Genomic DNA, 24,391 nt, shown 5'->3' with positions numbered 1-24,391 from the left:
CGTTACGGTCACTGTCAATCCTGTTTGCGGCCCCGTGTCAATTTTGGACCGATCCTTTTTCGGTCCGGCTTGGATCGGCCGGCCATTCAACCGGAAAGGGCATCCCGGGCGAACGTGAGGTCCTCGGCCCGCAGCCCGGACTCCGCCGCCATCGCGCCGCTCACGCCCACTCCTCACGTCCGGGAGACGCCTCGCTTTCAAGTCCCCGGGTGGCGAAGGCGGCCGGCCCTATGGTCTGCGGCATGGCCGAGTCGCCCTTGGCGGTCGAGCCCTTGAACGTTTCATGAAACCTTGTCGCCACGCAGGCGGACGGGATAATTTGTTTGGCCAATTGACGAACTAACTGACGTCCATGAGACTCCGATGAAAAACTCTTCCCGGAAGGATCCCATCGATGAGCCAACCCCCCGGCGGCCCCCTGACCAGCCGCCGCGGATTCCTCGGGATCGTCGGCGCGGGCGCGCTCGCCGCCGCCGGCCTCACCGGCTGCGCGGCCAAGAAGGAGCTGCCCAAGGGCACCGCCGTCGCCGCCGACAAGCTCAAGGGCCTCGTGCCCACCCGTGTGCCGTTCCAGGTGCCGGGCCTGTCGCCCGACCTGCCCGCCGCCGAATTCGTCGAACCCGGCTTCCTGTCCAGGCCGGGCACGATGGTCCAGGCCGTCACCGCCAAGCCGATCACCAGCGGCACGGAGGTGAAGGTGATGACCCCGCTGTGGGGCACCGTCCCCCCGGGCCTCGGCGAGAACTCCTACTTCGACGCCGTCAACGAGCGGCTCGGCGGAGTCGTCCGGTTCAACATCTCTGACGGCAACACGTACGTCGACAAGCTGAACACCCTCCTCGCCAGCGGCGACGTGCCCGACATGATCCAGATTCCGGGCTGGAACCTGATCACGATCGCCCATTTCACCGAGGCGGCCAACAAGCTCTTCGCCGACCTGTCGCCCTACCTGGCCGGCGACAAGGCCAAGGAGTTCCCGCTGCTGGCCAACTACGACACCGCCGCCTGGGAGTACGGCGTGTTCGGCGGCGTCCTGCAGGGCATCCCGTGGCAGAACGCGCCCTACCCGTTCGCCACGGTCGTCCGCCATGACATCCTCGGCGAGTTCGGCCTGCCCCACCCCAAGAGCGCCGACGACCTGCTCACGCTGGGCAAGGAGCTGACCGACCCGAAGAAGAAGCGCTGGGCGTTCGGCGGCATGGACCAGGAGATCCAGCGGGCGTTCGGCGCCCCGCGCGAGTGGCGCAAGCAGCCCGACGGCACGCTGATCTACAAGTACGAGACGCCGGAGTGGCTGGAGTCCATCGAGCTCAATACCAAGCTGTTCGAGGCCGGATACGTCCACCCGGACGTGGTGGCCAACCAGTTCGCCGACCACAAGGAACCCTTCGGCGCCGGGCAGCTCGTCATGTACAAGGACGGGATCGGCGCGATCCACGAGCTGTTCGGGCGGTTCCTGCCCAGCAACCCGAAGTTCGACGTGCGGGCGGTGGACCCCTACCCGGCCCACCCGGGCGGCAAGGTCATCGTGTGGCGCAACGAGCCCGCCGGCATGTTCTGCTTCATCAAGAAGGGCCTCGGCGACGCCCGCACCCGCGAGCTGATCGGCATCGCCAACTGGTGCTCCGCGCCGTACGGCACCCAGGAGTTCGACCTGGTCAACAACGGCGTCGAGGGCAAGCACTTCACGCTGAAGGACGGGCAGGTCCAGCAGACCGCGCTCGGCCGCAAGGAGTTCGCCCCGACGTACATGTTCCTGTCCGGGCGGCCCGGCGCGATCACCGAGAACCAGTACCCCGGCTACGTCGAGGCGTACCACGGCTGGCAGATCACGGCCTCGAAGTACCTGGAGAACGACCCGTTCGTCGGCATCCGGGTCGAGGTGCCCTCCAAGATGGCCGGCCTGGTCAAGCCGACCGAGGACAAGATGAACGAGATCTTCCGCGGCAAGCGGCCGGTCTCGGAGTGGGCCCAGATCGTCAAGGACTGGCAGGAGCAGGGCGGCAACGAGGCCCGCGAGTTCTACATGAAGGTCGCCAGGGAGAACGGGCGGCTGTGAGCGCCGACGCGGACACGAGGAGTGTGACGGAGGTCCGGCCCGGGGCGACCCAGGCCGGACCGGCCGTCGCACGACGGGGCGCCTTCAGGGACCGGCTGCGCCGGGACTGGCCGCTGCTGGTCATGGCCACGCCGATGCTGGTGCTGGTCACCGGCTTCTGGTGGGTCCCGGCGCTGGGGAACGTCATCGCCTTCCAGGACTACAACCCGTTCACCGGCGGCATCCTGGGCAGCCCGATCATCGGTTTCACCAACTTCGCCCAGCTGTTCGGCGACCCGCAGTTCATCCGTGCGGTGGTGAACACGCTGGGCATCACCGCGTTCCAGCTCGTCTTCTACTTCCCGGTGCCGATCGCGCTCGCGCTGCTGCTCAACAGCGTGGTCTCCGGGCGGCTGCGGGCTCTCATCCAGGGCATCGTCTACCTGCCCCATTTCTTCTCGTGGGTGCTGGTGGTCGCGATCTTCCAGCAGATGTTCGGCGGCGCCGGGCTGCTCGCGCAGATCCTGCGCGACCACGGGCACTCCGGGATCGACTGGATGACGAACTCCGACACGTTCATCCTGCTGGTCACGGCGGAGACGGTCTGGAAGGACGCCGGCTGGGGCACGATCGTGTTCCTCGCCGCGCTCAGCACGATCGACCCCAACCTGTACGAGGCCGCCGCGGTCGACGGGGCCCGCCGGTGGCGCCGGATGTGGCACATCACGCTGCCGGGGCTGCGGCCGGTCATCGTGCTGCTGCTGATCCTGCGACTCGGCGACGCGCTCAACGTCGGTTTCGAGCAGTTCATGCTGCAGCGCAGCGCGGTGGGCAGCAAGGTGTCCGAGGTCTTCGACACCTTCGTCTACTGGTCGGGCCTGCGCACGGGAGACCTGGGGTACGGCGCGGCGGCCGGCCTGTTCAAGGGTCTGGTCGGGCTGGTGCTCATCCTGGCGGCCAACCGGGTGGCGCACGCCCTGGGCGAGCGGGGGGTGTATTCGCGATCATGAGCAGGAAGAAGGTGTCCGGGCTCGCGCCCTGGGAGGAGCCGGGCTCGGTCGCGGGCCGGATCGGCAAGGGCGGCGCGCTGGCGCTCATCGTGCTCGCCGTGCTGCTGCCGCTCTACACGATCGTGCTGACCAGCCTGTCGTCGGCCGAGACGGTGAACCGGGTGGGCGGCCTGGTGCTGGTGCCGGACGGCATCACGCTCGACGCGTACCGCCAGATCTTCTCCGACAGCGTGGTCAGCCGCGCGGTGCTGGTCAGCACCGGCGTCACCGTCGTGGGCACGGCGGTCAGCCTCGGCGTCAGCGTCCTCGGGGCGTACGCGCTGTCCCGGCCGGGGACGCTGTTCCACCGGCCGATACTGTTCTGCGTCCTGCTGATGTTCGTGTTCTTCCCCGGGCTGATCCCGACCTACCTGATGGTCGCCTCGCTCGGGCTGAAGGACACGTACTGGTCGCTGATCCTGCCGTCGGCGGTGTCGGCGTTCAACATCGTCGTGCTGCGCGCGTTCTTCATGAACATCCCGCACGAGCTGCTCGACAGCGCCCGCATCGACGGCGCCGGGGAGTTCCGCATCCTGTGGCGGATCGTGCTGCCGCTGTCGAAGGCGGTCACGGCCGTCATCGGCCTGTTCTACGCGGTCGGCTACTGGAACGCGTGGTTCAACGCGACGCTGTTCATCGACGACACCCGCAAGTGGCCGCTCGCGCTGATCCTGCGGCAGTACGTCGTGGACTCCAACCCCCTGCCGACGGCCACCGTGGGCGTCAGCGGCTTCGGCCAGGTCGCGCCCCCCACGCTGGCCATCAAGATGGCCATCGTCGCCATCGCCGTGCTGCCCGCCCTCCTCATCTATCCGTTCGTGCAGCGCCACTTCACCAAGGGCGTCATCATCGGCGCCATCAAGGGCTGAGCCCTTCCCCTGACCGACGCCCCGCCGCGCCTCCCACCGGCGGGGCGTCGCCACGCTCCGGTCAGTGATCCGCCGGCCGGGCGGTGCTCTGCCGGACGGTGAGAGTGGTGGCCAGTTCGAGACCGACCTGCGGCGTCCGCTCGCCGCGCCCCAGGGCGAGCGCCAGTTCGGTGGCGGCCGCCGCCATCTCGGCGAGCGGCTGGTGGACGGTGGTCAGCGGGGGGTCGACCAGGGCGGCCACGGGCAGGTCGTCGAAGCCGACCACGCTCAGGTCCGCCGGAATCCGCAGTCCCAGCTCCCGCGCGGCCTCGTAGACGCCGAGCGCCTGCAGGTCGTTGCAGGCGAAGACCGCCGTGGGAGGGTCCGCGCGGTCCAGCAGGGCGAGCGCGGCCGTCCGGCCGTCCTGCCTGGTGAGGTCGGCGCGCACCACGAGGCCCGGGTCCACCGCCAGGCCGGCGGCCTCCAGGGCGGAGCGGTAGCCGTCCAGCCTGGCCCGGCAGCACAGGACCCCGTCCGGGCCGGAGATCATCGCGATGCGGCGGTGGCCCAGCCCGATCAGGTGGCGGGTGGCGGACCGGCCGCCCGCCCAGTTCGTCGCGCCGACGAAGGGGACGCCGTCCGGCAGCTCGGTCGTGGGGTCGAAGACCACGAAGGGGATGTCGTTGGCGCGCAGCCGGTCGCGCTGCTCCTCCGACAACTGGGCCACGGTCACGACGCAGGCGGGGCGGCGGGCCAGCGTGTCGTCGATCGGGTGATCCCCAGTGTCAGGCCGCGGCCCGAACTCTGTCAGCACGACCCCTACGCGGTGCTCGCGAGCCACCCGCTCGACCCCGCGGATGATCTCGATCCCCCACAGGTCCTCCAACTCGCCGAAGACGAGTTCCAGCAGGTTCCTGCGGTTGGTCTTGCGGTACCCGTACTCGTGGATGAGCGCCTCGACGCGGGCGCGGGTGTCCGGCGACACGCCGGAACGGCCGTTGACGACCTTGGACACCGTGGGGATCGACACCCCGGCGGTCTCGGCGATGTAGGAGATGGTCACGGGCCGCGCGGGATCGCCTTTCGGACGCTCCCGGTCGGCAACGGGCCCGTCCGGCCCGGCATACGACAACTCGGCCCCCCTCCTCGCCGGCCCGGCGCCGCGTCCTGCCGTGCCGTTCCCGCCCCGTCGAACGTCGCGGGCCCGCTCAGGGCGAAAGGATAACCCGTCGGGCCGTGCCGAGGCCCGCGTGTGCGCCCGCCGGCGACAGTGAAAGTTTCAGCCTCGTTTTCCGCTGGTTATCCAAGAAATTATCGGCGCCATCGGGCATCCGCGTGCACGCCGACTCGGCCCCCTGAGCGGAACAGTGGCCCTCGATCTACCGGGCTGTTATGTTTCCGGCGAATTGCCGGAAAACTTTCCGGCCAATGAGCCGATTTGTTTCGCAGCCGAGATCGGCCGGCGCAGTCCACGGCTGACGCGCACAAGGGAGAGCAACGGTGAAGCTGCACAGGTTACGAAGAGCCCGGCTGCGGGCCGGCGCGGTCGCCGGCGCCGTGGTCGCGCTGCTGGTGGCGGGGATTCTGACGGCCGTGGGCGCCCAGGCGGCGGCCGGATGCCGCGTGGCGTACACCGTCTCGGCCCAATGGCCGGGCGGGTTCACCGCCGACGTGAACGTGACCAACCTCGGCGACCCGGTCAACGGCTGGCGCCTGGCCTGGACGTTCCCGTCCGGACAGCGGGTGACCCAGGCGTGGAGCAGTACGATCACCTCGTCGGGCGCGCAGGTCACCGCCGTGAACGAAAGCTGGAACGCGGCCATCGCGACCAACGCGACGGTCTCCTTCGGCTTCAACGGGTCATGGTCGAGCGCCAACACCGCGCCGGACACCTTCACCCTCAACGGCGTCACGTGCACCGGGAACGCCGGCTCGCCGTCGCCGTCGCCGTCGGCGAGCCCGTCGCGATCCCCCAGCCCTTCGCCGACGGCCAGTCCGTCGCGGTCCCCCTCGCCGTCGCCTTCGCCGTCGGTATCGCCCAGCCCGTCGCCGTCCCCCTCGCCGTCGGCGTCGCCGCAGCCGGGCGACGCGATGGCCAGGGTGGCCGCCATGCAGCCCGGCTGGAACCTGGGCAACACCTTCGACGCGATCCCCGACGAGACGTCCTGGGGCAACCCGCCGACGACCCAGGCCATGCTGCACTACGTGCGCTCCCAGGGATACAACAGCATCCGGATCCCGATCACCTGGAGCAACCACCACGGCCCGGCGCCGGACTACACCCTCGACGCCGCCTGGCTGAGCCGCGTCCGCCAGGTGGTCGACTGGTCCCTGGCCGAGGGCTTCTCCGTGATGATCAACCTGCATCACGACTCCTGGCAGTGGATCAACGGATACCCCGGTGACCGCACGACCGTGATGAACCGGTACAACGCGCTGTGGCGGCAACTCGCCGGCACGTTCCGCGACTACTCGCAGAAGCTGGTGTTCGAGAGCATCAACGAGCCGCAGTTCACCGGCACCTCGGGAGACAGCGAGAGCGACCAGGTGCTGAACGAGCTCAACACCGCGTTCGTCCGCCTCGTGCGCGCCTCCGGCGGCGGCAACGCCACCCGGCTGCTCGTGCTGCCCACCCTGTACACCAGCTCCGAGCAGGCCCGGCTGGACGCGTTGACGGGCACCTTCAACCAACTGCACGACCCCAACCTCGCCGCGACGGTGCACTTCTACGGGTGGTGGCCGTTCAGCGCCAACATCGCCGGCGGCACCCGCTATGACAGCAACGTCGAAAGCGACCTGGTCAGCGGCTTCGACCGGGTGTACAACACGTTCGTGTCCCGCGGGATCCCCGTGATCGTCGGAGAGTGGGCGCTGCTCGCCTACGACTACACCAGGCCCGGCATCATCGAACGCGGCGAGTTCCTGAAGTTCATCGAGGCCGTCGGCTACAACGCCCGCATCCGCAAGCTCACCACCATGCTCTGGGACGCGGGCTCGTTCCTGGAGCGCAACGCGCTGCGATGGCGGGACCAGGGCATCTACGAGATGATGAAGGCCAGCTGGACCATGCGATCCGGCACGGCCTCCTCCGACCAGGTGTATCTCCCGCGCAGCGGCACGATCACCGCCAGGACGCTCACGCTCAACCTCAACGGCACCTCGTTCCAGGGCCTGCGACAGGGCGGCACCAACCTCGCCAACGGCGCGGACTACACCGTGTCCGGCAACACGCTGACCCTCACCGCGGCGGCCCTCACCCGGCTGGCCGGGAACCGGGCCTACGGCGTGAACGCCACCATCGAGGCCCGCTTCTCCCAGGGCGCGCCCTGGCAGATCAGCGTCATCACCTCCGACCCGCCGACCCAGGCCGCCGCCACCGGCACGACCTCCTCGTTCTCCATCCCCACCCAGTTCCGCGGCGACCAGCTCGCCACGATGGAGGCCAAGTACGCCGACGGCAGCCCCGCGGGACCGGCCAACTGGACCTCGTACAAGGAGTTCTGGGCGTCCTTCCAGCCCGACTACACCGCGAACACCATCATCCTGAAACCCGAGTTCTTCGCCGAGGTCAACGACGGCCGCGTCACCCTCACCTTCCACTTCTGGAGCGGGACGAAGATCACCTACTACATCACCAAGTCCGGCGCCACCGTGACCGGAAGCACCACCTGACGAACCACGTACGGGTGCCGCGGCCACACCGGCCGCGGCACCCGTCGCCGTCAGCGGCGGGTCCGGGGGGTGGTGACGGTGAGGCGGCGGGAGGCGGCGCCGGCCAGGACGGCCTCGACGCCCTCGGGGGACCAGGTGAGGCGCTCGACGACGACTCCGCGCCGGGCGCGCAGGCCGCGCACCTCGCCGGACGGCCAGGGGCAGGCCGGGAGCAGGTCGAGGCGGTCGCCCTCGACCGGACGAGCATCGCGGCGACCAGCGCGGGGACCCCGCCGCACACGTCCACGTTGAAGATCGCGTCGCGGTTGTGGGTGGAGACCATGTTGGCCCGCCAGTAACGGGTGACCAGCAGGTCGAGGGCCTGCGACGCCTCCGCCGCCATGCCGAGGTTCGCGGCGGCCAGGCCCAGCTGGACCAGCCCGAAGGCCATCTCGTCCGACTCCGCTCCGCGCCACCACTCCAGCCGCCGGCGTACGGCCTCGGCGCCCGCGGCGCGCAGGGCCGGGTCGGCGGCCTCGCCGGTGTCGTACCAGAACGGGTAGAGGTGCGAGGCGTGCCGGTGGGCGTGGTCGTCCTCCAGCGTGAGACCGGGTGGCGGCGCCCACTCCGACAGCTCGCCCGTGGGCGCGATCCGGTACGCCGGCAGGCGGTCGCGCAGGGCCTGCCACCGGCGCGCGTCGAGCGACGACTCCCCATGTGCCCGGACGAGGTTGCGCAGCAGGTCGCGTACGGCGGCGATGTCCATCGTGGCGTTGACGCACGCCTGGGCGTCGCCGCCGGAAGGGGCGTTCTCCGGCGAGTACGAGGGCGCGAAGTTCCCGTGCTCGTCCAGGAAGTCCTCGTAGAACTCGGCCGCCTCGGTCATGAACGGCAGCGCCCGCTCCCGGAGGAAGCCGAGGTCGCCCGTGTGGTCGTAGTAGTCGTAGTAGAGCCGCGACAGCCAGGCCGCCCCCGCCGTCCAGAAGGTCAGGCACCACGTGGGGTGGAAGTGGTTGTGCCTGCCGTGGGTCGAGACGTGGGCCGGCACGAGGATCCCCCGGCAGCCGTACAGCCTGCGGGCGTTGTCCCGGAAGTCGGGCAGGAGGCGTTCGAGCAGGTCGAAGACCGGGAGCAGGAGCTCGGGCGTGCCGGTGACGAGCAGCCCGGCGACCGCCGCCTGCAGGTTGCCGTCGAGGGTGTAGCCGGACTGCCACGGCGGCCGGAACGTCCCGCTCCACACGCCCTGCAGGGTCGGCGGCAGCTCCCCCACGCTGGAGACGATCGCGTACCTCGCCGCCGCGAAGACGGCCTCGACCAGCTCGGGCCCGCCGCGCGCGAGCAGGTCCTCGCTCCCGGGGCGCGCGTCGCGTCCGCCGAGGCGGAGCCGTACGCGGCCGGACAGGTCGCCGTGGATCGCGGCGTGGTCCCGCAGGAGCCGGGCGGCGTCGGGGACGATCCGGTCCAGCGGACACGGCTCGGCCGGGGCGGGGCGGGGTGGACGACGGTCCGGGCGAGGATCGTGACCTCCCGCGCGCCGCACACCTCCAGCACGCCGCCACCCGCCCGCAGCCGGCCGTCCTCGGTGTGGACCCGGCACTCCACGGTGTATCCCGTGACACCTCCCTGCCGGGAGAACTCGGCGCGCAACTCCAGCCGGTCGGGGGCGACCTGTGTCGCGTACGCGACCGGCGCCGGGGGCTCCCCGCCGACCGGCGCGAGCGCGAGGGTCCCCGAGACGTCGCCCAGGAGGCGGATCACCACGACGTCGCGGGCGCGGGAGACGAAGGCCTCCTGCCTGAGGACCCCGGGCCATTCCTGGGTCACCAGCCCGGTCGTGAAGTCGCAGCTCCGCTCGTAGCCCTCCGGCGCCGTCCCGTGCGTGTAGGTCAGGGTCCCCGCGCCGATCAGCGGGTCGACCCAGCGCAGGTCCGCGTAGCCGGGATCCTGCTCGACGGCCACCTCCATCACCCGCTCGGCCGCCCGCCGGAACTCCCCCTCGTGGAGCAGCGCGCGCAGCTCCGGCAGGATCCTGGCGGTCTCCGGCGGGTCGATCGGCGGCAGCGTGGGCAGGAACAGCCGCTCGTGCGACAGCGCGACCCGCATCTCGGGGCCCGTCCCGTAGACCAGGGCGCCCTGCCGGCCGTTCCCGCTGATCAGCGCGTGCTCCCAGTCGCCCGTACGGGTGCGCGAGACGAAGCCGTTGACTCCTTGATCCACCCGAATTAGTTTGGCCTCCAGCCTAAAGAAGGGCAAGTGCATGCCGCTCTGGTACGGCGGGGACTACAACCCGGAGCAGTGGCCCGAAGAGGTCTGGGCCGAGGACGTGACGCTCATGCGCCGGGCCGGGGTCACCCTCGTGACCGTGGGCGTCTTCTCCTGGGCGCGACTTGAGCCGTCCGAGGGCCGCCACACCTTCGACTGGCTCGACCGCGTGCTCGGCCTGCTCGCCGACGGCGGGATCCGGGTGGACCTCGCCGTTCCGACCGCCTCTCCCCCGCCGTGGTTCTCCCTCTCGCACCCCGACGCCCTGACCGTCACCCGGGACGGCGTACGGCTCACGCACGGCAGCCGCGACACCTACTGCGTGAGCGCCCCGGCCTACCGGGAGGCGTCGCTGCGGATCACCCGCGCCCTCGCCGAGCGCTACCGCGACCACCCCGCGCTGGCGATGTGGCACGTGCACAACGAGTACGGCACGCCCTGCCACTGCGACCACGCCGCGACGGCGTTCCGGGCCTGGCTGCGGAAGCGGTACGGCGGCCTCGACGCGCTCAACGACGCGTGGACGACGGCGTTCTGGGGCCAGCACTACTCGGACTGGGCGCAGATCACCCCGCCCAGGGCGACGCAGTATCTCCAGAACCCCGCGCAGGCGCTCGACTTCCGCCGGTTCGTCTCCGACGAGATGCTCGCCCACTTCCGCGAGCAGCGCGACCTGCTGCGCGGCCTGACCCCCGGCGTGCCCGTCACCACCAACTACGTGCTGGCCGGGTGGGCCTCGGTCGACCACTGGAAGTGGTCGACCGAGGTCGACCTCGTCGCCGTCGACCACTATCCCGCGGGGCAGGGCATGGCGGCGGCCGAGCAGAGCGCGTTCGCCGCCGATCTGGCCAGGTCGTGGGCGCGCGGGCGGCCCTGGCTGCTCATGGAGCAGGCCACGGGGTATGTGACGGGCCCCCGCGTGGCGGCCAAGGAGCCCGGGGAGATCGCCAGGCACAGCCTGCAACACGTCGCCCGCGGCGCGGAGGGCGTGCTGTTCTTCCAGTGGCGCGCCTCCCGCGGCGGCGCCGAGCAGTGGCACCCCGGCATGGTCCCGCACGCGGGCCCGGACTCACGCGTCTTCCGTGAGGTCTGCGCCCTGGGCGAGGCGCTGAAGCGGATCCCCGCGCCACCCGGCGGGCCCCCCGTCGAGGCGGAGGCCGCGATCCTATGGGACGAGGAGGCGTGGTGGGCCGTCCAGCGGCCCGGCCTGCCGTCCACCGAGATCGACTACCTCGCGGCCGTCGAGCAGGCCCACCGGGTGCTGTGGCGGCAGGGCGTGACCGCCTGCTTCGCCCATCCGTCGCACGACCTGTCGGCGCACCGGGCCGTCCTCGTGCCGAGCCTCTACCTCATCTCCGACGAGGCCGCCGGCAACCTCGCGGCGTACGTCGAGGGCGGCGGCACGCTCGTCGTGTCGTACTTCAGCGGGATCGCCGACGAGCACACCCGGGTGCGGACGGGCGGCTACCCGGGGGCGTTGCGCGAGGTCCTCGGCATCCGCGTGGAGGAGTTCCGCCCGCTCGCCGGCCCGGTGGAGCTGCCGGAACTCGGCCGCGCGACCGCCTGGAGCGAGGTCGTCCACCTGGCCGGGGCCGAGGCGGTCGCCCGCTACCCCGGCGGCGGGCCCGCGGTCACCCGTCACCGCTTCGGCGAGGGCACCGCCTGGTACGTCTCGACGCGGCTCGACGACCCCGGGTACGCCCGGCTGCTGGCCGCCGCCGGCCTGGCCGGGGACGGCGTCCCCGGCGTCGAGATCGTGCGGCGGCGCGACCAGGTCGTCGCCCTCAACCACACGGCGGACGAGCAGCCCGTGCCGGTCCACGGCACCGACCTGATCACCGGCAGGCCCGTCACCGGCGCCCTGCGCCCCGGACAGTGCGTCGTGGTGCGGAGCGCGCGGTAGGACGAACCGTCAGTGGGTCACCGGAATCCGGGGCTCCGGGGCCTCGGCGGCCGGCCGGCGGTGCCGGGCGGCCTCCGCCGTCTCCTGCCGCGTCCCCTCCGGCCGCCCGGGCCGCGGCTCGTCCCGCGCCTGTTCCCGGGCGGGGCGGCCCTCGGCCTGCCCGATCTCCTTCTCCAGGTCGTCCGCCGTCGGCGCCTCCAGCATGCGCGGCACCAGCACCGTCGTCACCCGGGGGACGGCCCAGTAGCTTCCGGTGCGGTCGCCGTACCAGACCATCCAGCCGGGCGTCCTCGCCGCCAGCGCCCGCGCCGCGTTCCTGCCCTCGGCGATCTCGTCTGCCATGCCGATCCTCCCGTTCGCCGTACTTCCGGGAACGCGCCCTCTACCCGCGTACGGACGCCCCAAGCACCGGCGGTCCAAGGGGTGGACGACGGGATCGGCACGGCCGGTAATGGGTTCGCCAAGAGGGACCAGGAAAGGTGAGCATTATCGGAGAAATTCTGGATAGGTGTCATTTGACTGGCCGACTGGTATGTTTGAAGGAGTCCAGTCTCCACCCCCGAGAGACCGGGCGGCCCGCACCGGCATCGCGCCCGGATGCCCGCCTCCGGCGATCATCCACAGGCCGGAAACCCCTGAAGGACAGTGGTTTCCCGCGACCCCGGGACGATCGGGACACCTCGCCAGAGATCATCACGTAGCCCTACATCTTTACCTATTTGCCACATTCTGGCGTACAGGTGGGATTGCCGGACGGACTCGCATACCGCCGACCGTCGCGCATTACCGGGACCTGACACTCCGCCGGGTAGCGTCGTTCACGACAGTACGCCCGAAAAATATGGATGAAGGCGCGTATATGACAACGCAGCAGCTCGAGATTACTGTGAGCGATCACCAGCCGGCCGTCGTGGTCGCGCTGCGCGGTGAACTCGACATCGCCAGCGGAGACACGTTCCGGAGGGCGATCGGGAATCTTGTCCGCCAGGGTCGCGTGAAGATCGTGGTGGATGCGTCCGGTCTGCGGTTCTGCGACTCCAGTGGCCTGGAGGCGCTGCTGGACGCCCGGGACGACATCCAGAAGGCCGCCGGTTCGATGCGGCTCACCGGAGTTCACGGCATCTTGAAGATCGTCCTTGAGGCGACCCGGCTGCGCGACACGTTCATCATCGACGGCACGCCCGTCGAGGCGGTCGCCGCCATGGTGGTGAGCGCCTCGCGCGACGTGTCCATGGTCTGACCGTTTGACCACCGGCCCCCGCCCTCGCACCGAGGGCGGGGGCCTCTGACCGCCCGCCGCGGTCGTTTGTGCCGGTCAGGTCCGGGTACGCGCGGACGAGGGGAACGGCCCCGTCGTTCAGGGGGAGGAACACGGACATGGATCAGTCCCGCGCACCCGTGCTGGAGGCGCTCACCGCCTATCGCCGGCGGGGAGACCTCAGCTTCACTCCTCCCGGCCACAAGCAGGGGCGGGGGGTGGACCCACGGGTTCTGGAGATCCTGGGCGAGGATCTCTTCCGGGACGACGTCATGGTCATGAACGGCCTGGACGACCGGCTGCAGAGCAACGGCGTGCTCCAGAACGCGCAGCAGCTCATGGCGGAGGCCGTCGGCGCCGAGAAGGCGTTCTTCTCCACCTGCGGCAGCTCCCTGTCCGTCAAGAGCGCCATGCTCTCCGTGGCCGGTCCCGGGGAGAAACTGCTGGTCGCTCGCAACTCCCACAAGTCGGTCATCTCGGCGCTGATCCTGAGCGGCGTCGAGCCCGTCTGGGTCCACGGGGACTGGGACGGCGATCTCCACATGTCGTATCCGCCCACACCACGGGCGATGGAGGAGGCGTTCAAGGCCGCCCCCGACGCCAAGGGCGCCATCGTCGCCAGCCCGGTGGACTACGGCACCTGCGCCGACCTCGCGAGCATCAGCGAAGTGTGCCGCAGGTACGACCGGACCTTCATCGTGGACGAGGCGTGGGGCGCCCACCTGCCGTTCCACGAGGACCTGCCCACGTGGGGCATGAACGCCGGGGCGGACGTGTGCGTGACGAGCGTTCACAAGATGGGCAACGGGCTGGAGCAGAGCTCGGTGTTCCACCTCCAGGGCAACCGGGTGGACCCGGCCGTGCTCAAGGCGCGTGAGGACCTGCTCGGCACGACCAGCCCCTCGACGCTGATCTACGCGGCGCTCGACGGCTGGCGCAGGCAGATGGTGGAGCGCGGCAAGGACCTGCTCGACCGTGCGCTGGAGCTCGCGGAGTCGGTCCGCGGGGAGATCGACAAGATGCCCGGCCTGTGGGTGCTGAGCAAGGAGAACACCGGGGCCTTCGACGTCGATCCACTCAAGATCGTGATTGACGTGTCGCAGCTCGGCGTCGACGGCTACCACGCCTGCGACTGGCTGCGCGAGCGCTGCCACGTCAACTTCTCGCTGAGCGACCACCGCCGGGTCAGCGCCGAGATCACCGTCGCCGACAGCGAGGAGACGGTCGGCGTGCTGCTCGACGCGCTGCGCGCCCTGTCGTCGGCCTCCGACCTGCCGCCGGCGGCCAGGATCGACGTGCCCGAGCCGGGCGAGCTGGAGCTGGACGTCGCCATGCTGCCCAGGGACGCGTTCTTCGGGCAGGTCGAGATCGTGCCCACCGGTCAGGCGGTGGGCCGGATCGTGGCCGAGATGGTCACGCCGTACCCGCCCGGCGCGCCGGCCCTGTGCCCGGGCGAGCGCATCACGAAGCCGGTGCTGAGCTACCTGACCAGCGGGCTCGAAGGCGGCATGGGCATCCCGGACGTGAGCGACCCCAGCCTGAAGACGCTGCGCGTCGTCGCGGAGTGAGGATCAGGCCCAGCAGGAGGCGGCCGTCTGCGTCATGAGCAGCTCGGTCACCTCACGCAGGCGGCCGTGCCGGGCGTACGCCGCCCGCTGACGCGCCGCCCCCGACCCGCTGTGCCGTACGCGGTCGAGCTGGAGGGTCAGCGGCGTCCAGTCGCCGTTCTCCTCCAGCACCGGCCGCACGTGCTCGAGCAGGCGGTCCACCAGGCGCCAGGCCGGCACGCGAGCTCCGGTGAGCAGGTCGAAGGCTTCACCGTCCACGCCGTCACGGGCGGCCCGCCAGTAGGCCGCCCGTAGCAGGGTGTCCTCGACGTCGGGGGCGGGCACGCCGGCCCGCGCGTCACGCAGCGCCGTCTCGGCCAGCCCCCGCACGAGCCCGGCCAGCATCACGGCCTCGCCGGCGGTCGGGCACACGTCGGCAGCGCGGATCTCCAGCGTCGGCACGTGGTCGGACAGGCGGACGAGCCAGTAGATCATTTTCCGGTCCATGATCACGCCCCCGGCCAGCATGCCGTCGACGAGGCTCTCGTAGTGCCGGAGCGACCGGAAGAACGGCGGCGGCTCCGCGCTCGGCCATCGGCCCATCATCAGCGCCCGCCAGCTCGCGTAGCCGGTGTCGCGGCCGTCCGCGATCGGCGAGTTGGCCGCGAGCGACTGCACGGCCGGGAGCCAGGGCCGCAGGTGGTTGCTGACCCGCAACGCCTCCTCGCGGTCCCCGATGCCCACGTGGACGTGGCAGCCGCACACCCCCTGGCCCTCCATGACGGCCCCGAACTCGCGGTGCATGGCGTGGTAGCGGGGGCACGGCGACAGGGGCGGCACCCCCGCGTTGCCGTCCAGTGCCGTGCCGCACGCGAGGAGCCCGAGCCCCGCGCTCGCGGCGGCCCCGGCGGCGGCGCGCCGCATCTCGAGCAGGTCGCCGTGCAGGTCCTCCAGGCTGACGTGCACCGCGCTGTTGCTCTCCAGTTGGAACTGTGTCAGTTCGAACACCAGCCGGTCCGCCCCCGGCCCGGCCGCCCGCTCGCGGATCTCCCGCGCCGCCGGGACGACCCGTCCGGTTCGCGGGTCGACGAGCAGGAACTCCTCCTCCACCCCGAGCGTGAGCGTCGCCGAACTCGCGGTTGCCTGCGCGACGAGGGAGGGTCCGTGCACGGTGTCGAACTGGACCTCCCTTGTCACGTCCGGCATGAGCGATCTTCTTTGGAGGAGGGTCCAGTCGGTCAATCCCCCACTCCCCCGGACCATGAGGCGAAAAACCACAAATGGCGTTTCTTGACCCTCCACTCTTGACCCTCCACACGGGGCGAAGGACCCTCCGCGAGCCGTACGCCCCGGTCCCGCGGCGTCGCTGCCCTAGACTGACACCGTCTCCCCCCGCCCCGCCGTCCCCCGTTCGCAGCGTCCGCCGAGGTGTGCTCGTGACCGCCGCCGTCGTAATGACCCCCGTGTCCGCCCCTGTCGCCGACCACGTGCTGGTCGTCGCGCTCGACGGCGCCTTGGACTACACGAACGCCGAGCGGCTGCGCCAGGACGTCGAGGCGGCCCTCGGCGGGGAGCGGCGCGAACTCGTCCTCGACCTGAGCCTGCTGAGCTTCTGCGACTCCACGGGCATTCGCATCCTGCTGGCGGTGCGGAAGCTGCTGCAGGAGCGGAACGGCGCGGTGACGCTGGCGGGCCTGAATCCGCGGCTCACGAGGATCTTCACGACCACCGGGCTGATCAACGGCTTCGCCGTCGCGCCGGGCCTCGCGGAGGCCGTCGACATGGTCGTCGCGCGGTCGACCCCCAGGTGAAGGCATCGGACGAGTAACGAGACGGTAGCCTCGGAGATACCGGGCGGCAGACCCAGCCGGAAGGCAGCGGCGAGGAGGACAGGTGGTGGATCACCGCCGGCAGTGGCCGATTACGGATGATCTCGCGGCACTGCGCGAGAACATCCAGCGGTACGCCGTGCAGGCGGGCCTCACCGGCCCCCGGCTGGACGACCTCGTCATCGCCGCCAACGAGGCCGCCATCAACGTGCTGGAGCACGGTGGGGGAGCCGGCACGCTGGCGATCTCGTGCGACGGCGGCGTGGTCGCCGTCGACATCGCCGACCACGTCGGCGCCCTGCCGCCGGGCGCGGTGCCGGGAGAGCGGCCCGGCGGCCGCGCCGACCGCGGCTTCGGCCTGTGGCTCATGGGCGAGCTGTGCGACTCGGTGACCATCGACCAGATCCCCGGTCAGTCGACCGTCCGGCTGTTCATGCGGGTGGACGGCGGAGATCCGCCCGCCGGTGGGGGCGCCGCCTCCCTGCGCGGCGCTCACTGGGCCTGAGCGGGCGGCGGCCCGTCGCGGACCCAGGAAAGCACCCTGGCCGGCCCTGGTCGAGCCTTGGTTGAGCCCCGGTTGGCCCAGGGCATCGTCCCGATCCCGTAAACCCGGCCTTCAGGGCTCTCCGGCCGCCTTAACCTGGGTCCGCGACCACCTCCTCACGGCTGCTGGACGGCTACCTGAGGAATGCCCATGACGCGGCGGCAACCGCGATCAGGGCGCAGAGGCGGATGGTCCGGGGTGTGCTGTCCACCACGTCCCGGACCGCTCTGGCCACCTCTCCGATCCACGAGCCGAACTCCGGGTCGTGAATCCGCCCTTCGATACGGCGTCCCGCGCTCCCGCGGGGCCTGATAGCAGTCATCGGGGCCCCCTCCCCATATGCGCTGTCCGAAAGCGATGTCTCGGACGTTCGATCGGCCCGATCAGGAATCCGTTCCCGGCCGGTCGGTAGCGCGCCATGGGCGGAATCCCCGCCGCCGTCGCGTCGCCGACCCGGTAGGAGGGATTCCGGACCATTTCCCCGATGTTCACAGGTGACCCACCGTGTACGCAACGAGAACGAGCGGCATTCGAGGTTCCGTACGAAGAGTGACGATCAGATCACAGCTTGCGATAGCCTTTGATCCTGATTTGTCCCGCGATGAGTAGTTGTCTGTCCGATTTGTCCGCGGCCCTTTCCGGAATTTTGGGTCAGCGCGCGACACGCCGTCATTTGTCTCAGAGGACGGCATCGGGCGGCATATCCGGGCGCCCGCGACACCTGGGCAAGGCGCCCGGAACCGCATGCCAATTGGGGATGCCAGAGACGATGTTACCGAAAGTGATGCCGTCGTCACACACCCGGGAGTGGGTGGCGCGGTCAGGCGCCGAGGTCGCGCACGGCGTTCTCGAGGCAGCGGGTGAGTATCTCCACCCGCTCCTCGGTCACCGGCTCGTCGCTGTGGGCCTCGGGCAGGTCCGCGCGGCGCACCACCACGAGCTTGCGGTGCCTCTCGTCGATCTCGTCGATCGGCAGCACGAGGCACTCGCCCCGGACGAAGACCAGCGCCACGTCCGGGTCGGCCGACTCCAGCAGCCGGCGTACGCAGTCGGGGTCGAGCAGCGCCATCGTGCCTCCCTCTTGGCCGGCGTTCACGGACGCGTGCCCACGCCCGTCGTGACCTCCTTGAGCCGCTCCCGGCCCGAGCCGGGCGCGAGCGGTGGAGTCTCCATGCCCGCACCGCGCCGCATGCCCTCGATCACCGCGCGCAGGGCGTCCACCGCGCTGTGCCGCGGCTGCCAGCCCAGTTCCTCACGGGCGCGGGTGGTGTCCATGATCGGGATCTGCAGGACCATCTCCACCATGCCGGGCGAGGCCGGGATCAGCCGCAGGTGCCAGCCCGCCGACACCGCCGTACGCACCACCGCGGCCGGGAGGGGCACCCGCCGGGCGCCGAGCAGGTCCGCCAGCACGGAGGCGTCGATCAACGGGTCGGCGGCCAGGTTGAACGCCCCCCGCACGTCGCGGGTGAGCGCCAGCCGGAACGCCTCGCCGGCGTCCCGCGAGTGCAGCGCCTGGAACCGCAGGCGCGGCATGTCCGGCACGAACGGGATCAACTCCGGCCGCATCAGGCGCTGCGGCAGGAACGGCCCGGCGAACAGCCGTCGCTGCTCGGTCGCGGCCTCCTCCTTGAAGATGAACCCCGGGCGCATCCGCACCACGCGGATGTCCGGGTGGTCGCGCTCGAAGATGTCGAGCACGCGCTCGACGTAGGCCTTCTCCCGGCCGTACGCGGCGTTCGGCCAGCCGTGGGTCGGCCAGGACTCGTCGACGGGCGGGTCCTTGGGCCCGGGCGAGTACGCCCCCACGGACGAGGAGTGGACGAGGACCGAGACCCCGGCCCGGGCGGCGGCGTCGAAGACGCGCGCGCTCCCGAGCACGTTGGACCTCCACGTGGTGACCGGGTCGTGGGTGGGCTGGAACAGCCAGGCCAGGTGCACGACCGCGTCGGCGCCGGCGAAGATCGGGTCGAGGTCGTCCCGGAAGACGTCGGCCGTACGCCATTCGGTCTTCGCCGGACGCCAGCCCGGCATCCGCCTGGCCACCCCGACGATCGAGGTCACGCTGGTCTCGGACTCGAGGGCGGTGAGCACGCTCGTGCCGACGTTCCCGCTCGCACCAATCACGACAACTCGCATGAAATACTCCGTTTCCGGACACTCGCCGGTGCAAACCGGTTACCGGCCGACGTACGGCCCCCTCCCCGGCGCGGTGGCGATCAAGCGGGAGCTCCAGATTTCCCCTGGGACAATGCGGGGGAATCAGTGGTGGCGCGGGAATACCGCTACCTAGGAGGATTAAGTTCTCAATCTGGTCAGAGAGGCGGAGTAGCGGAGATGGCTCAGATCGTCGGTGGCGGACGCCCCGTCAATGACGCCGAGCGAAGGGTCATCGCGCACCTGCGGGACAACGCCCCTGACGACTGGCTGCTGCTGCACAACATCGAGGTGCCGCGCGGCGCCGACCTCTTCGAGGTGGACGTGGTCGTGCTCACCGGCCACTCCCTCGTGGTGATCGACGTGAAGGGAGCCAGGGGGCGGTTCGAGGTGTCGGGTACCCGCTGGTTCCCCCAGCACCGGGAGGCGTTCGGATCGCCGGTGGCCAAGCTGCGCGGCACCGCACGGGCGCTGAAGGGCCTGCTCATCGAGGAGCATCGCGAGCTGGAGCGGTTGTACGTCGACAACGTGGTGGTGCTGACCGCCCCCGGTGCCGTCCTCGTCGACCCCGGCGGCCGCGACGCCCGCCACGTCACCACCATCGCCGGGCTCATCCCCATGCTCAGCGACGTGTCCCGGGTCAGGCACGGATGCAGCCGGGACGCCGGGCCGTACCGGACCGCGATCATCGAGGCGCTGAACGGCACCGTGCGCCGCTCGACCGCGCCGCCGCGCTTCGGCAACTGGGAGGTGGAGGAGCAGCTCGGCGGCGACAGCCGGGTCACGGAGTATCGCGCCGTCAACGCGACCGCCCCGACCAGCGGGACCGTGCTGCTGCGGGTCTACCGCGCCGACCCGCTGGCCGAGCAGCGGCGGCGGGTGGCCGAGCAGCGCCGGATCGCCAACGCCTACCAGTCGCTCGCCAAGATCCCGCCGCATCCCTGCGTCGTACGCTCGCGGGACTTCTTCGCCATCGACGACGAGAGCCGGTTCGTGCTCGTGCTCGACGACGTGCACGGGCAGGCCCTGCACCTGCATCTGACCGGGCGGAAGCTGGGCATCGACGCCAAGCTCGGCGTGATGGAGGACATGCTGGACGGCCTCGCCCACGTCCACGCCAACAACGTCATCCACCGGGCGCTGACCCCCGCCTGCGTGCTCGTCACCGACGACGGCAACGGGATGCTGACCGGTTTCGACTACGCCAAGCCCGGCCCGCGCAAGCACACCGTGGCCAACGAGCTGCCGAACATCCTCGACGTCCACTACGTCGCCCCCGAGTGCCGGGCCCGCCCCGAGCGGATGACCCCCGCCGCCGACGTGTACTCGGCCGGGGTGATCGCCTTCCAGCTCCTGACCGGCGAGCTGCCCATGCCCGGCGTGGACGCCGAGCCGGACGCCGGCGGCGTCGCCCCCGAGGTCATGGACCTCGTGCGGCGGATGCGCGACCCCACGCCGGCCAAGCGCCCGGACGCGGTCACGGCCCTCGCCGAGCTGCGGGTGGCCCGCGACGCCCAGCCCCGGCGGCGCGCGCCGTTCGGCGGCAGGCTCAGGAACGCCCTGCGCCGCCTGTCCCGTCCCGCGCACCGATGATCCTGGGGTTGTTCCGGCCTCCCGGCCCGGGCCGGGAGGCCGATCGACGTCGATGACGGGACCTTCGTCCCTAACCCGCCCGCCGGTCGATCCCGCAGGCTTGCAGACATGAAGCTCGACTCGGCCGGCCTGGAGATCCTCAGCGGAGGAGAATGCCTGGACCTGCTGGCCTCCGCCCCCATCGGCAGGATCGTCTTCACCGATCGTGCCCTCCCCGCCGTCCAGCCGGTCAACTTCTGCCTGCTCGACGGGAACATCGTCATCCGCACCGCCGCCGGTTCCAAGCTCGCCGCCGCGGCACGCAACGCCATCGTGGCCTTCGAGGCCGACGACTTCGACGTGTCGTGCCGTACGGGGTGGTCGGTGACCGCGGTGGGTCCCGCCCGAGCGGTCTCGGAACCGGAGGAGATCGCCCGCCTTTCGGCGCTGCCGCTCACGCCGTGGGTGCCCGGAAACCGCGACCACTTCATCGTCATGGCCCCCGAGCAGATCTCCGGCCGCCGGCTCAACAGGTAGCGCCCATGCGCGAAACGCCCGCCTCGTTCCCCGAGGCGGGCGTTCTCGCGTGCGTCAGCGGGTGACCGTCAGGCGGCGGCGGAACACCCAGTAGGTCCATGCCTGGTAGGCGAGGACCACGGGGGTGAAGATCGCCGCGACCCAGGTCATCACGCCCAGCGTGTACGGCGTGGACGCCGCGTTGTGGACGGTCAGGCTGTTGGCGGGGTCGAGCGCGGGCATGACGTCCGGCCACAGGCCGCCGAACAGCGTGACGGTGACCGCGACGATCGCGGCGGCGTTGGCGGCGAAGGCCCAGCCGTCCCTGCCGCGCAGCGTCGCGACGAGCGCGCCGGCGATCCCGGCGGCGGCGGCCGCCACGCTCACCCAGGTGCCCGGGGTGCCGGTCATGAACTGCGTGACCAGCAGGAACGCCCCGCCCAGCACGAGGGCGGCCAGGCCGGTCCACCGGGCGGCCGTCCTGGCCCGGTCGCGCAGCTCGCCGGTCGTCTTCAGCGCCGTGAACACGGCGCCGTGCAGGGTGAACAGCGCCAGCGTGGCCAGGCCGCCCAGCAGCGCGTACGGGTTGAGCAGGGTGAGCAGGCCGCCGGTGTACTCGTGCGCGGCGTCCAGCGGGACGCCGCGCACGATGTTGGCGAAGGCCACGCCCCACAGGAAGGCCGGGCCGAGCGAGCCCCAGAAGAACGCGCGGTCCCAGCCCCGGGTGCTGTCGCTCTTCGAGCGGTACTCCAGGGCGACCCCGCGCACGATCAGGGCCAGCAGGATCAGGAAGAGCGGCAGGTAGAAACCGCTGAACAGGGTTGCGTACCACTCGGGGAAGGCGGCGAACGTCGCGCCGCCCGCGACCAGCAGCCAGACCTCGTTGCCGTCCCAGACGGGGCCGATGGCGCGCACGAGCGTGCCGCGCTCGGCCTCGTCGCGGCCGAGGACCGGCAGCAGGACGCCGACGCCGAAGTCGAACCCCTCCAGCACGAAGTAGCCCGTCCACAGGACGGCGATGAGCAGGAACCAGACGGTGGTGAGTTCCATGACGGCGGTCCTTCAGTAGGAGAGGGCGGGGAGAGCGGGCCCGTCCTCGTGGACCGCGTCCTGCGGCTCGGGCCCCTTGCGGATGAACTTCAGCAGCAGGCGGACCTCGATGACCGCCAGCACGGCGTAGACCACCGTGAAGCCGACCAGGGTGGTGGCCACCTCGCCGATGTCGGAGCCGGGGGAGACGGCCGCGGCGGTCCGCATCATGCCGAAGACGGTCCACGGCTGGCGGCCCATCTCGGTGAAGATCCACCCGAGCGTGTTGGCCAGGAACGGCAGGCCGATGCCGAACACGGCGGCCCGGTAGAACCAGGGGCCGGCCGGCAACCGTCCGCGCCGGGTCAGCCACAGCCCGGCCAGCGCCAGCAGCCCGGCCAGCGCGCCGAACCCGATCATCAGGCGGAACGACCAGTACGCGAGGCCGACGACGGGGCGGTAGTCGCCGGGGCCGTACGTCTTCTCGTACCTGGCCTGGATGTCGTTGATGCCCTCCACCTTGCCGTCCAGGGTGTTGGTGGACAGCAGGCTCAGGCCGTAGGGGATCTGGATGTTGATGTGGTTGCGGCCGTTCTCCACGTCGCCGACGGCGAAGATGGAGAAGCCGGCGGAGGTCTCGTCCTCCCACAGGGCCTCGGCGGCGGCCATCTTCATGGGCTGCTGCTGTGTCATGATCTGCGCCTGCCAGTGGCCGCTCAGCGCGACGCCGGCCGACGCGGCCAGCGTGACCACGAGCGCGGCGCGGGCCGACTTCCGGAACAGGTCCGTCTCACGCTTGCGGGCGAGCTGCCAGGCGCTCACGCCGATGACGAACGCCCCGGCCGTCACGAACGCGCCGAAGATGACGTGGGGGAACGCCGCGAGGGTGGTCGAGTTGGTCAGCACGGCCCAGATGTCGGTGAGCTCGGCCCGCCCGGTGGCCGGGTTGAGCCGGTAGCCGACCGGGTGCTGCATCCACGAGTTGGCGGCGAGGATGAAGTACGCCGAGATGTTCGTGCCGATCGCGGCCAGCCAGATCGTGGCGAGGTGGACCCTCTTCGGCAGCTTGTCCCAGCCGAATATCCACAGGCCGAGGAAGGTGGACTCCAGGAAGAAGGCCATCAGCCCTTCCATCGCCAGCGGCGCGCCGAACACGTCCCCGACGAACCGCGAGTAGGCGCTCCAGTTCATCCCGAACTGGAACTCCTGGACGATGCCGGTGACGACGCCCATCGCGAAGTTGATCAGGAACAGCCTGCCCCAGAACTTCGTCATCCGCAGGTACGCCGCGTTGCCCGTACGGTGCCAGGCCGTCTGGAATCCGGCCACGAGGACCGACAGGCCGATCGTGAGGGGCACGAACAGGAAGTGGTAGACGGTCGTGATGCCGAACTGCCACCGGGACAGATCCAGGACGTCCATGGGGGCTCCACAATCATGAAGGGACGTCTGAAGCCTGGCCGAGACGCGATCACGCCCCCAGGGCTACCGGACCCGGCCGGAAAGGACCTTCGTCACCATCCTCCCGGGACTGTTGGCGATGATTGAGATGATTGAGGGGTGCGCGCCCGTCCCGTCTCCCCGTCCCTGCTCGTGGAGGAACTCGCCGATCTGATCGCCGCCCGGCCGCGCGACGCGTGGGTGCGCGTCGCCGTCGACGGCGCACCCCCCACCGAGCCCGGACGGCTGGCCGACGACCTGGTGGAGCCGCTGCGCCTGCGCGGCCGGGACGTCCTGCGGGTGCCCGCGGCCGGGTTCTGGCGCCCGGCCTCGCTGCGGCTGGAGTTCGGCCGGACCGACCCCGACGTGTTCCACGACGAGTGGCTGGACGTGGGCGGCCTCCGCCGTGAGGTGCTCGGGCCGCTGGAGGCGGGCCGTACGGGCCGGGTGCTGCCCTCGCTGTGGGACAGCGTGCGCGACCGGGCCACCCGCGCGGACTACGTGACGCTGAAGCCGGGCGGGGTGGTGCTGGTCGACGGCGCGCTGCTGCTCGGGCGCGGCCTGCCCTTCGACCTGACCGTCCACCTGTCCCTGTCGGCCGCCGCGCTGGCCCGCCGCACGCCTCCCGGGGAGCGGTGGACGCTGCCCGCCTACGAACGGTACGAACGCGAGGCGGACCCGGCGCGGGCCGCGGACGTGGCCGTCCGCGTCGAGGACCCGCGCCACCCCGCCCTGGTGATCCGATGAC

Annotated in this window: 21 protein-coding genes and 3 pseudogenes; 13 read left to right on the top strand and 11 right to left on the bottom strand. The window is 71.0% G+C overall.

Annotated features, from left to right (window positions below):
- Window positions 1-160: 160 nt before the first annotated feature.
- The gene (locus tag HHX30_RS21255) at window positions 161-301 is read right to left on the bottom strand and encodes a hypothetical protein (RefSeq protein ID WP_169983716.1); all 141 of its coding nucleotides are present in this window, start codon (window positions 299-301) and stop codon (window positions 161-163) included.
- A 93-nt stretch (window positions 302-394) separates the two neighbouring features.
- Here HHX30_RS21255 and HHX30_RS21250 point away from each other — a divergent pair, with 93 nt between their 5' ends.
- From HHX30_RS21250 to HHX30_RS21240, 3 genes are read left to right on the top strand one after another with little or no spacing between them, the layout of a single operon-like run.
- Window positions 395-2,059 (top strand): extracellular solute-binding protein, encoded by a 1,665-nt coding sequence (locus tag HHX30_RS21250; RefSeq protein WP_169983715.1) that lies wholly within the window; start codon window positions 395-397, stop codon window positions 2,057-2,059.
- Window positions 2,056-3,048 (top strand): ABC transporter permease subunit, encoded by a 993-nt coding sequence (locus HHX30_RS21245; protein WP_311922673.1) that lies wholly within the window; start codon window positions 2,056-2,058, stop codon window positions 3,046-3,048. Before HHX30_RS21250 ends, HHX30_RS21245 begins: the two co-directional genes overlap by 4 nt.
- On the top strand, window positions 3,045-3,956 hold the full coding sequence (locus HHX30_RS21240; RefSeq protein WP_169983714.1) for a carbohydrate ABC transporter permease: 912 nt from the start codon (window positions 3,045-3,047) through the stop codon (window positions 3,954-3,956). The genes HHX30_RS21245 and HHX30_RS21240 overlap by 4 nt, the downstream gene beginning before the upstream one ends.
- 61 nt (window positions 3,957-4,017) lie before the next feature.
- Here HHX30_RS21240 and HHX30_RS21235 read toward each other — a convergent pair whose 3' ends face one another.
- Entirely contained in the window at window positions 4,018-4,998 is a 981-nt protein-coding gene (locus HHX30_RS21235; protein WP_169983713.1) for a LacI family DNA-binding transcriptional regulator, read from the bottom strand.
- A 437-nt stretch (window positions 4,999-5,435) separates the two neighbouring features.
- Here HHX30_RS21235 and HHX30_RS43775 point away from each other — a divergent pair.
- Window positions 5,436-5,840, top strand: a pseudogene (locus tag HHX30_RS43775) (cellulose binding domain-containing protein); the annotation flags it as partial.
- A gap of 83 nt (window positions 5,841-5,923) precedes the next feature.
- Here the strand turns inward: HHX30_RS43775 and HHX30_RS43770 are convergent.
- Window positions 5,924-6,046 (bottom strand): annotated as a pseudogene (locus tag HHX30_RS43770) (hypothetical protein); the annotation flags it as partial.
- On the opposite strand from HHX30_RS43770, the gene HHX30_RS21230 reads away from it, so the two are divergent.
- Window positions 6,027-7,607 (top strand): cellulase family glycosylhydrolase, encoded by a 1,581-nt coding sequence (locus HHX30_RS21230; protein ID WP_396704782.1) that lies wholly within the window; start codon window positions 6,027-6,029, stop codon window positions 7,605-7,607. The pseudogene HHX30_RS43770 and the gene HHX30_RS21230 overlap by 20 nt on opposite strands.
- Here the strand turns inward: HHX30_RS21230 and HHX30_RS41820 are convergent.
- On the bottom strand, window positions 7,567-9,126 hold the full coding sequence (locus tag HHX30_RS41820) for a glycosyl hydrolase family 95 catalytic domain-containing protein (protein ID WP_249350268.1): 1,560 nt from the start codon (window positions 9,124-9,126) through the stop codon (window positions 7,567-7,569). The two genes, HHX30_RS21230 and HHX30_RS41820, sit on opposite strands and share 41 nt — an antisense overlap.
- 29 nt (window positions 9,127-9,155) lie before the next feature.
- Window positions 9,156-9,845: pseudogene (locus HHX30_RS43765) on the bottom strand (glycoside hydrolase N-terminal domain-containing protein); the annotation flags it as partial.
- Between HHX30_RS43765 and HHX30_RS21220 the strand changes: the two are divergent.
- Window positions 9,844-11,751, top strand: a complete 1,908-nt coding sequence (locus tag HHX30_RS21220; protein WP_169983711.1) for a beta-galactosidase — start codon at window positions 9,844-9,846, stop codon at window positions 11,749-11,751. The pseudogene HHX30_RS43765 and the gene HHX30_RS21220 sit on opposite strands and share 2 nt — an antisense overlap.
- Before the next feature lie 9 nt (window positions 11,752-11,760).
- Here the strand turns inward: HHX30_RS21220 and HHX30_RS21215 are convergent, their stop codons facing one another.
- Window positions 11,761-12,093, bottom strand: a complete 333-nt coding sequence (locus HHX30_RS21215) for a hypothetical protein (protein ID WP_169983710.1) — start codon at window positions 12,091-12,093, stop codon at window positions 11,761-11,763.
- 499 nt (window positions 12,094-12,592) lie between these two features.
- On the opposite strand from HHX30_RS21215, the gene HHX30_RS21210 reads away from it, so the two are divergent.
- Entirely contained in the window at window positions 12,593-12,991 is a 399-nt protein-coding gene (locus HHX30_RS21210) for an STAS domain-containing protein (protein WP_169983709.1), read from the top strand.
- 137 nt (window positions 12,992-13,128) lie between these two features.
- The gene (locus HHX30_RS21205; RefSeq protein ID WP_169983708.1) at window positions 13,129-14,577 is read left to right on the top strand and encodes an aminotransferase class I/II-fold pyridoxal phosphate-dependent enzyme; all 1,449 of its coding nucleotides are present in this window, start codon (window positions 13,129-13,131) and stop codon (window positions 14,575-14,577) included.
- Window positions 14,578-14,580: 3 nt separating this feature from the next.
- On the opposite strand, the gene HHX30_RS21200 is transcribed toward HHX30_RS21205, so the two are convergent.
- Window positions 14,581-15,762: a glutamate--cysteine ligase gene (locus HHX30_RS21200; RefSeq protein WP_169983707.1), complete on the bottom strand. Its 1,182-nt coding sequence runs from the start codon at window positions 15,760-15,762 to the stop codon at window positions 14,581-14,583.
- A 230-nt stretch (window positions 15,763-15,992) separates the two neighbouring features.
- On the opposite strand from HHX30_RS21200, the gene HHX30_RS21195 reads away from it, so the two are divergent.
- Together HHX30_RS21195 and HHX30_RS21190 are read left to right on the top strand one after the other, a co-directional pair.
- Entirely contained in the window at window positions 15,993-16,367 is a 375-nt protein-coding gene (locus tag HHX30_RS21195; protein WP_311922669.1) for an STAS domain-containing protein, read from the top strand.
- An 82-nt stretch (window positions 16,368-16,449) separates the two neighbouring features.
- Window positions 16,450-16,890, top strand: a complete 441-nt coding sequence (locus HHX30_RS21190) for an ATP-binding protein (protein ID WP_169983706.1) — start codon at window positions 16,450-16,452, stop codon at window positions 16,888-16,890.
- Window positions 16,891-17,749: 859 nt separating this feature from the next.
- Here HHX30_RS21190 and HHX30_RS21185 read toward each other — a convergent pair.
- Entirely contained in the window at window positions 17,750-17,998 is a 249-nt protein-coding gene (locus HHX30_RS21185; protein ID WP_169983705.1) for a hypothetical protein, read from the bottom strand.
- A gap of 23 nt (window positions 17,999-18,021) precedes the next feature.
- On the bottom strand, window positions 18,022-19,068 hold the full coding sequence (locus HHX30_RS21180) for an NAD-dependent epimerase/dehydratase family protein (protein WP_169983704.1): 1,047 nt from the start codon (window positions 19,066-19,068) through the stop codon (window positions 18,022-18,024).
- 198 nt (window positions 19,069-19,266) lie between these two features.
- Here HHX30_RS21180 and HHX30_RS21175 point away from each other — a divergent pair, with 198 nt between their 5' ends.
- Both HHX30_RS21175 and HHX30_RS21170 read left to right on the top strand, forming a co-directional pair.
- Complete coding sequence (locus tag HHX30_RS21175; RefSeq protein WP_169983703.1) at window positions 19,267-20,679, top strand: methylation-associated defense system protein kinase MAD6; 1,413 nt, start codon at window positions 19,267-19,269, stop codon at window positions 20,677-20,679.
- Window positions 20,680-20,787: 108 nt separating this feature from the next.
- A complete protein-coding gene (locus HHX30_RS21170) occupies window positions 20,788-21,195 on the top strand; it encodes a pyridoxamine 5'-phosphate oxidase family protein (protein ID WP_169983702.1) in 408 nt (135 codons plus the stop codon).
- 54 nt (window positions 21,196-21,249) lie between these two features.
- On the opposite strand, the gene cydB is transcribed toward HHX30_RS21170, so the two are convergent.
- Together cydB and HHX30_RS21160 are read right to left on the bottom strand one after the other, a co-directional pair.
- Complete coding sequence (cydB, locus tag HHX30_RS21165) at window positions 21,250-22,224, bottom strand: cytochrome d ubiquinol oxidase subunit II (RefSeq protein WP_169983701.1); 975 nt, start codon at window positions 22,222-22,224, stop codon at window positions 21,250-21,252.
- A gap of 12 nt (window positions 22,225-22,236) precedes the next feature.
- On the bottom strand, window positions 22,237-23,625 hold the full coding sequence (locus HHX30_RS21160; protein ID WP_169983700.1) for a cytochrome ubiquinol oxidase subunit I: 1,389 nt from the start codon (window positions 23,623-23,625) through the stop codon (window positions 22,237-22,239).
- Between the two features lie 138 nt (window positions 23,626-23,763).
- Between HHX30_RS21160 and HHX30_RS21155 the strand changes: the two genes are divergently transcribed.
- Entirely contained in the window at window positions 23,764-24,390 is a 627-nt protein-coding gene (locus HHX30_RS21155; RefSeq protein ID WP_169983699.1) for a uridine kinase, read from the top strand.
- The last annotated feature ends 1 nt before the right edge of the window (window position 24,391 follow it).

The sequence above is a fragment of the Microbispora sp. H10836 genome, from assembly GCF_012999525.1.
Lineage (GTDB): Bacteria > Actinomycetota > Actinomycetes > Streptosporangiales > Streptosporangiaceae > Microbispora.
The sequence above is the reverse complement of the archived record's forward strand: the minus strand, read 5'-3'. Positions and strand labels throughout refer to the sequence as shown.